This window comes from Micromonospora sp. NPDC007208, from assembly GCF_042869175.1.
GTDB lineage: Bacteria > Actinomycetota > Actinomycetes > Mycobacteriales > Micromonosporaceae > Micromonospora > Micromonospora foliorum.
On sequence record NZ_JBIAFG010000029.1, the window covers coordinates 25,616 to 31,615 of the forward strand.

Sequence of the window (6,000 nt, forward strand, 5' to 3'; positions counted from 1 at the left end):
TCCCAATTTGCCCACATTCGAACACCTGGCGTGATGTGGTGGTCACCGCGCTTATCGGCGCCATACAGGCCCGTATCACGCAGGACGCCACTCGCTGGACGTCTCCTGCGAGTAGTACCCACGGAGGGTGTTCTGTGACAGCTAAACCCAAACACTGGCTACGGCGGCGAGTGGTCCTGCCCACGCTCGCGGCTGGTGCAGCCGCCACAGTGGCAGCCAGCCTGCTGCTCTTCAGCTCGACCGCCGCCAACGCGCAGGAAGCACCGGTCAACCTCGGGACGGCGGCCGACTTCTCCGTCCTGGCCGGGGCGCAGCCGACCAACACCGGCCCCAGCTTCCTGGGCCAGAGCCTCGGGCGCTTCCCCGGCAACACCGCGGCCGGCTTCGAGACAGCAACCATCGGCGGCGAGGTGCACCTCGGGGACGCGGTCGCCCTACAGGCTCAGAGCGACCTGACCACCGCCTTCAACGACGCCGCCGGCCGGACCCCATTCACCATCCTTCCGGCGGAACTGGGCGGCAACACACTCAACGAAGGGGTCTACCGGATCGGGGCGGCCCAACTGACCGGGACGTTGACGCTCAACGGCCAGGGCGACCCGTCGGCCGTGTTCATCTTCCAGGTCGACTCGTCGCTGACGACGGCGTCGAACAGCAGCGTCGCCCTGATCAACGGGGCTTCGGCCTGCAACGTGTTCTGGAAGATCGGCAGCTCGGCGACGATCGGCACCGGCACCGGCACCACCTTCGTGGGCACCATCATGGCCCAGGCCGCGATCACGATGGCCACGGGCGCGACCCTCCAGGGCCGCGCGCTGGCGCGCACCGCCGCCGTCACCCTCGACACCAACGTCATCACCGCACCGAACTGCGCCGGGCCGACGGGCCCGCCCGGACCGACCGGCCCACCCGGGCCCACCGGCCCACCCGGCCCGTCCGGCCCGCCCGGCAGCCCGGGAGCACCCGGCAGCCCCGGCGCACCCGGCAGCCCCGGCGCACCCGGCAGCCCGGGAGCACCCGGCAGTCCCGGTGCGCCCGGCAGCCCGGGAGCACCCGGTAGCCCCGGCGCACCCGGCAGTCCAGGAGCACCCGGTAGCCCGGGAGCACCCGGTAGCCCGGGAGCACCTGGCGCACCCGGTAGCCCCGGAGCCCCCGGTAGCCCCGGCGCACCTGGTCCGTCCGGACCTCCCGGAGCACCCGGAGCGCCTGGCAGCCCTGGCGCTCCCGGTAAACCTGGTGGCGGCGGCAAGCACCCCATCCTGCCGGTCACCGGCAGCGGTGCGGTCCCGGCCATGACCGGCGTCGGAAGTGTGATGGTCGTGCTGGGCGCGGTCGCGTTCTTCCTGGCCCGGCGTCGACGCCTGGAGTCCTGATCGGTGGCCCGGCCGGCGACCTGCCGGCCGGGCCGCTCCGGGCGCCTCAGCGGCGGGGCAGCCCGGTCAGCCAAACGTCCAGCTCCGCCGGGGAGCGCAGCAACACCACGGGCGGCGTGGACGGGTCGGCCTGCCAGGCCCGCATCCGCCGTCGGGCCCGGCCGAACGCGGTGACGTGCCACACCAGGATCGAGTCCGGAGACAGCACGCTGCTCAACGACTCGCGGTTGCCGTTGCAGATCACCTCGCCCGTGACCACCCGATGGACGGTGCGGCGGAGCAACCGTCCGAACGAGCGCCACCGTGGATAGTCCAGGCCGACGACCAGGTCGGCGCGGGCCATCGGGACGTCCCGCCAGCCGTGGTACGCCCCGTCGATGATCCAGCGGTCGCGTCGGCAGATCTCCTCGATCCGGCTGCGCTGCTGGGTGACCGGCACCTCGACCCAGCCCGGCTGCCAGAGCAGGTCGTCCACCGGGTACCAGGGCAGTCCGAGGTGGTCGGCCAACCGCGCGGCGAGCGTGGACTTGCCTGAGCCGTACACCCCGTAGACCAGGATGCGACGCGGTGCGCTCATCGCGGCAGCGTACGTCGTGAAGGAAAATCGGTTGTCGTGCCTGGCGTGCCTCGGCCAGAGTGACGTCCATGACGTACTGACGGACACCACTGCCTGCTCCGCGCCACCGGTGATGCCTCCCGGGGCCGTGACGCCGTCCGTTCCCACGTTCGCGACGAAGAGTGAGCCTCCTTGTCCCAGCACCACCTCCCTCGGGAGCCCCTGTCCCCGTCCGCTCCGGCCACCGTCACGGTGTTCGCCTCTCCCGCGAGCTGGATCGAGTCCGATGCGCTCGCGCAGTGCCAACAGGTCGCCGCCCTGGACGGGATGCTGCACGTCGCCGCGATGCCGGACCTGCACCCCGGCAAGGGCGCGCCGATCGGTGCGGCCATGGCGTCGACCGTGCTGTACCCGTTCCTGGTGGGCTCCGACATCGGCTGCGGCATCGCCGTGTTTCCGATCAAGCTCAAGCGTGCCGTACCGGAACGGCTCGCCGCCCGGTTCCCCGACCTCGACCAGGCGCTCGACCCGGTACGGGACGCCGACGACCCGGCCTGGGCCGCCGTCGAGGGTGACGTTCCGGCCGGTCATCTGGACGGTCTCGGGACGGTCGGTCGGGGCAACCACTTCGTGGAGCTGGCCCGCGTCGACACCATCCTCGACGTGCGGCACGCAAGCCGGCTCGGGCTCGACGCGGGCGATCTCGTGCTCATCGTGCACACCGGTTCTCGTGGTCTGGGCGAGCGGATCCTCCGGGCGCACACCGAGGTCCACGGCGCCGGGGCGGCTCCCGACCCCGCCGCCTACCTGAGCACGCACGACGACGCCGTGCGCTGGGGATCGCTCAACCGCCGGGTGTTGGCCGCCCGGGTGGCGTACGCGCTGGGGGCCGAGCCCACCGCGCCGATCGTCGACCGGTGCCACAATCTGGTCGAGGTCCGGGACGGGGTCTACCTGCACCGCAAGGGTGCTGCGCCGGGTGACGGGCGCGATGTCCTGATCGCCGGTACCCGGGGAACGGCGTCCTATCTGGTGGCCGCGCACGCCGGGCCGGACGCCAACCACTCGGTGGCCCATGGCGCCGGCCGCAAGATGTCGCGCGCCGACGCCCTGCGGCGGGGCCGGGCCAAGCACACGGTCGAGGAGCTACGCCGTACCCCGGTGGGGTCGCTGGTGGTGTGCGGTGACCGGCAGTTGCTCTTCGAGGAGGCGCCCACGGCGTACAAGCGCATCGAGCAGGTGATCGCCGACCTGGTCGCGCACGAGTTGGCCACGCCGGTGGTCAGCACGACGCCCCTGGTCACCTACAAGACGCCTGATCTCGGGTCCGCCGCACGAGGGGACCGGCGGGGCCACCGCGGCAGGCGAGGCCGGTCGTGAACGTGTTCCTGCTACTGCCGGCCGGGCGGGGGTAGGACCCCGCTCCCGCAGATGTTCCCGGTAGAGGTCGCGGGGCAGTGGTCGGATGACCGTAGGGTGGTGGCATGGCTGAGCGACCTCTGACCCTGATGGCGGTGCACGCCCACCCCGACGACGAGGCGACGAGCACCGGCGGCGTCCTTGCCCGCTACGCCGCCGAGGGGGTCACCACCGTGCTCGTGACCTGCACCGACGGGCGATGTGGGGACGGCCCGGGTGGGGTCAAGCCGGGCGAGGAGGGGCACGACCCCGCCGCCGTGGTGGCGATGCGCCAGGCCGAGTTGGAGGCCAGCTGCGCGACTCTGAACGTCACCCACCTGGAGACCCTCGGCTACGCCGACTCCGGAATGATGGGCTGGCCGACCAACAACCTGCCCGGCGCGTTCTGGACGACGCCGGTGGCGGAGGCGGCGGCCCGGCTCGCGGAGCTGATCCGGCAGTACCAGCCGGACGTGATCGTCACGTACGACGAGAACGGTTTCTACGGCCACCCGGACCACATCCAGGCCCATCGGATCACCATGGCCGCCGTCGAGCAGACGGACGTCCCGGCGAAGGTCTACTGGACCACGGTGCCGCGTACGGCGTTCGCCGAGTTCGGTCGGATCATGAAGGAGCTCGGCGTCGAGTGGGCCGAGCCGGACGCGGCGACGGAGCCGGGGCCGCAGCTCGGCCTCCCCGACGACGAGATCACCACCTGGGTCGACACCAGCAAGTACGGCGCGCAGAAGTTCGAGGCGCTGGCCACCCACGCCAGTCAGACCGAGAACATCTTCTTCCTGCAACTGGGCCAGGAGCGGTTCACCGAGCTGATGGGCGTGGAGACCTTCCTGCGGGTCCGGGACCGGACCGGCGCGCCGACCCCCGAGGACGACCTCTTCGCCGGTCTGCGCTGACCGGTCTCCCAGCGGCACCAGGCATCGTCGGCCACCGCGTCGACGATGCCTGCGTCGTGCGCGGGTCTGAACCGGGCAGCCGTACCCGGCCGGTTGCCCGTCCGCCGCGATGACAGCACCGCGCGAACGTCGTGCCGCCGTACCCTGCGCCAGCGCCGCGACCGCCGACTACCGGAGGCCGGTCGCCAACTACCGGCCGCCGAAAGTTTCGACTGCCAGCCCTTCGGTGCCACGCAGGTCGTGTGATGAATTTCCGGAAGTTTTCGGCGTTGACGCCCAGACATAGATCGGCTTAACGTTTCGAGCGGGTTTCCGGTTTCCGACCGGAACTTCCGGTGCCATCCGCCCCAACCGCGTCTCCGTCCGCCAACACCGGACCCTCACCTCCTAGATCGACATCTATCTATTGATCGTCTGGAAGGGAAGGCACATGAAGTTAAGACAGTGGTCGACCGTCGGCCTGGTCGCCGTCGCGACCGTCGCGACGCTGAACACGGTGCCGGCCACCGCGAGTCGGCCGTACGACCCGACGACGCAGAGCCTCGCCACCCTCGGCCTGCGCCACGGCCTGCACGTCGGCACCGCCGTGAACATGGATGCCCTCAACGACGCCAGCGATCCGGAGTACCGCAGGCTGGCCTCCTCCGAGTTCGCCTCGGTCACCGCCGAGAACGTGATGAAGTGGGAGAGCCTGGAGCCGACCCGCGGCACCTACAACTGGGCCCCGGCCGACCAGTTCGTCGAGTTCGCCAAGCGCAACCGGCAGAGCGTGCGCGGCCACGTGCTGGTCTGGCACAACCAGCTGCCCGCCTGGCTGACCAGCGGCGTCGCCGACGGCTCCATCAGCAAGCAAGAGCTGCGCGAGCTGCTGCGCAAGCACATCACCACCGTCGTCAACCGCTACAAGGGCAAGATCTGGCAATGGGACGTGGTCAACGAGGCGGTCAGCGACCCGTGGGACACCCCGTCGACCCTGCACTACAAGGGCTTCTGGGCGCAGAACCTCGGGCCCGGCTACATCGCCGACGCGTTCCGCTGGGCGCGGGCCGCCGACCCGAAGGCCCTGCTGTTCTACAACGACTACAACATCGAGGCGTTCGGCTCGGGTAACCCGGCGGACGACAAGACCCAGTTCGTGTACGACATGACCAAGGGCCTGCGCGCCCAGGGTGTCCCGATCGACGGCGTCGGCTCCCAGGGCCACCTGGGCACCCAGTACGGCAACTTCGACACCCTCCAGGTGACCGCGGCGCTGAAGAAGTTCGCCGGGCTCGGCGTCGCGACCGCGTTCACCGAGGTCGACGTCCGCAGCCAGCTGACGGAGGGCGTCCAGGCGGGCAACGCGGAGGAGATCAACCCCCGGCTACAGGCGTCGGCCGCCAACTTCAGTGTGCTGATGAAGGCGTGCCTCGCCGTGCGGAGCTGCCTGTCGTACACCGTCTGGGGTTTCAGTGACAACCACTCGTGGGTGCCGGGCTGGTTCGACGACCCGCCGGAGGGCCTGGCCACCATCTACGACGAGAACTACCAACCCAAGCGGGCGTACCAGGAGTTGAAGTCCGACCTGATCTTCGCCGGGCCGCCGTACGTCCTGCCCCGCATCGCACCCAGACCCCGCCGCTGACGCCCAGGGCCGTGGGGGGGGTGGGGGGGGGGCCCCCCCCCCCCGGGGGGCCCCCGCCCGCGGGGGGGGGGGCGGGCTGGGGGGGTGGGTGGGGGGCGCCCGGCCCCCCCCGGGGGGGGGGGGGGGCGCTGG

Annotated in this window: 5 protein-coding genes; 4 read left to right on the plus strand and 1 reads right to left on the minus strand. The window is 71.3% G+C overall.

Features of this window, described 5'->3' with window-relative positions:
• Nucleotides 1-134: 134 nt before the first annotated feature.
• Nucleotides 135-1,373, plus strand: a complete 1,239-nt coding sequence (locus ACFYL6_RS32810; protein WP_387177101.1) for an ice-binding family protein — start codon at nucleotides 135-137, stop codon at nucleotides 1,371-1,373.
• 46 nt (nucleotides 1,374-1,419) lie between these two features.
• Here the strand turns inward: ACFYL6_RS32810 and ACFYL6_RS32815 are convergent, their stop codons facing one another.
• Entirely contained in the window at nucleotides 1,420-1,950 is a 531-nt protein-coding gene (locus ACFYL6_RS32815; RefSeq protein ID WP_387177102.1) for an adenylate kinase, read from the minus strand.
• Nucleotides 1,951-2,121: 171 nt separating this feature from the next.
• On the opposite strand from ACFYL6_RS32815, the gene ACFYL6_RS32820 reads away from it, so the two are divergent.
• The 3 genes from ACFYL6_RS32820 (at nucleotide 2,122) to ACFYL6_RS32830 (ending at nucleotide 5,868) form a co-directional block, all read left to right on the plus strand.
• Nucleotides 2,122-3,309, plus strand: coding sequence for an RNA ligase RtcB family protein (locus ACFYL6_RS32820; protein WP_387177103.1), 1,188 nt, complete (start codon nucleotides 2,122-2,124; stop codon nucleotides 3,307-3,309).
• Nucleotides 3,310-3,413: 104 nt separating this feature from the next.
• Nucleotides 3,414-4,244 (plus strand): PIG-L family deacetylase, encoded by an 831-nt coding sequence (locus ACFYL6_RS32825; RefSeq protein ID WP_387177104.1) that lies wholly within the window; start codon nucleotides 3,414-3,416, stop codon nucleotides 4,242-4,244.
• Between the two features lie 430 nt (nucleotides 4,245-4,674).
• Nucleotides 4,675-5,868, plus strand: a complete 1,194-nt coding sequence (locus ACFYL6_RS32830; protein ID WP_387177105.1) for an endo-1,4-beta-xylanase — start codon at nucleotides 4,675-4,677, stop codon at nucleotides 5,866-5,868.
• The last annotated feature ends 132 nt before the right edge of the window (nucleotides 5,869-6,000 follow it).